General features: G+C 66.8%; 2 protein-coding genes. Both read right to left on the minus strand.

Going from position 1 to position 2143, the window contains the following annotated elements; all coding sequences use genetic code 11:
* Window positions 1-18 precede the first annotated feature (18 nt).
* Complete coding sequence (locus tag KIH27_RS22030) at window positions 19-1353, minus strand: PPE family protein (RefSeq protein WP_443677230.1); 1335 nt, start codon at window positions 1351-1353, stop codon at window positions 19-21.
* A gap of 9 nt (window positions 1354-1362) precedes the next feature.
* Window positions 1363-2143 (minus strand): PPE family protein, SVP subgroup (locus tag KIH27_RS22035; protein ID WP_443677229.1); only part of this gene is annotated, 781 nt, incomplete at its 5' end.

The raw sequence follows: 2143 nt of genomic DNA on the forward strand, positions 1-2143 counted from the left end.
ACACCGCATAATCCATCGTCAATGCATCGCCTCCCTCATCAGGCGGGCCATCGCGTCGTAATCCATTGCCAGGTCATCCAGCTCATCGCGGAGACGGAACAGCTCGTCCTCTTCGCGTGCGCTCAATCTGTTGGCAGTCGCCGGTGCGCCGTATGACCAGCGGCTCTGGTGGGCTTTGTCGGCGTCGGCTGTGCCGGGTTGTTGCGGCGTCGCGGTGAAGTTGGAGACGGACCGCACTCGCGTGTCGACTTTCTGCGGGGTGTTGACCACGCTGCCCACCGGTCCACCCATGACCGGCGGGACCATCCCGGGCGACGACATGACCGGTGCGGCCAAGGCCGGCGTGCTCGGAGTGGGCAACGCCACGGCGGCAAGCCGGACATCCTGTGCTGCCGTCGCCCACGACGACGGCACCGATAGCTTGCCGACCGGCACCGCGCGGCCCACGTCTGCCGACACAGCGGGGGCTTGCACGCCGGCCAGGGTTACCGCGGACACTCCTTCGGACATCGACGAGGCCAGGCCGGCGCCGGTCGCCGCTCCCATAGCCGCCCCAGTTCCCAGCATCGCCACCTTGCCGGTGGTGAGATAGAGCGGAATGAAAAAGGTTTCAACAGCAAAGGCCAGCAACCCTGGGGGCGCACTCTGCAGAAGCAGGGCCCCGACCTCGTCGGAAAAGCCATTCAAGCCCGCTATGGTCGGGTTATTGATCAAGGGGCTGTTGGCTATCGGCGAGAACGGGTCCCAATCCAGCAGCGATGACAGCGATTGGGATGCTGTCCCGGCGGCGGAATGAGCGGCAGCCGCCTGGCCGCCAGATGTGACGGGATTGGTGATCTGCGGTGCTTGGCTCAGCGGGCTCAGTTGGGTGGCAGTCGCGGAGTTACCTCCATAGTTGTACATAGCGGCGGCATCCTGCGCCCACATCTCGGCGTATTCCGCCTGGTTTGCCGCGATCGCCGGCATGTTCTGTCCGAAGAAGTTCGTCCCCACCAGTACCGCCAGCGTCGCCCGGTTGGCAGCGATCACCGGGGGCGGCACCGTTGCCGCAAATGCCGCCTCGTAGGCCGCCACCGCCGCCCAGGCTTGGACGGCGGTCAGCTCAGCCTGCGCGGCGGTCGCGCTCATCCAGTCCACGTAGGGGTTGGCGGCCGCAGCCATTGAGGCCGAAGCCGGACCCCGCCAAGAACCATCGGCCATCTCGGAGACCACCATCCGGTACGAGCTCGCCGCCGAATTCAGCGCCGTCGCCAACTGATCCCAGGCCGCCGCGGCTGCCATCATCGGAGCCGATCCCGCTCCCACATACATCCGCCCCGAGTTGACCTCGGGAGGCAACATCGCATAATCCAACATTGGCCGCTACCGAATCGCCTCTCTGATCGAGCGGGCTGCCGCGTCTCGCCGCTCCATCGACTCCGCTACCGCATGCCGCAACTGCTCAAGCTCCCGCAGTTCGTCTCCAGTCAGTCCGGCTGCCGCTTCGTCGGCGCTTGACGACGGCTGTGCCGGCGTGCGCCCAACGCCTTCGTGGCCACTACCCGCCCTGGCAAGCCGGGGAATCACCATGACGTTGTCAGCACGTACGCCCGGGGTACCGACGCTTGGTGCGCCGGCCATGGCACCTATCGGCGGGATTCCGCCGAGCCAGCCGCCTGGTGCAGCCATCCCCCCTTCGAGCGAACCTCCCGAACTCGTGGCCACCGACGCAAGACGTACAGCCCCGGCGGGCGCCGCATTCCACGACGGTGGCGCCGAAAGCCCGCCGACCGCCGTCGCTCGGCCCACGCCGGCCGACACTCCGCCGGCGCCAACCGCGCCGGACGCTTCCTGCGCGGGCGCCGGCGAGCTCACCAGGGTGAATTGCTTCGCCCCTTCTGACACCGAAGACGCTGCGAAGACCGGAGCCGCTCCCGTCGCACCGAGAAACGTCTGGAAGCCGGAAATCCCGGGAATGGCAGCGAACCCAGACGCGCTCAGCGCCGCCTCCGCCAGCGGGGTCGGAATCGACAAGCCAACCGTGCCATAAAACGGATCCAGCACGGGGAAAAGCGTGTTGAAGGCTTGAACAGCATCGCTGCCAAGAAAATCCCGTATGGGGTTGTCGTTGTTCAGGAAGTCCACCAGCCCGTTGCCGGCGGTG

The sequence above is a fragment of the Mycolicibacter acidiphilus genome (genome assembly GCF_018455725.1).
In the GTDB taxonomy this organism is placed as follows: Bacteria; Actinomycetota; Actinomycetes; order Mycobacteriales; family Mycobacteriaceae; genus Mycobacterium; species Mycobacterium acidiphilum.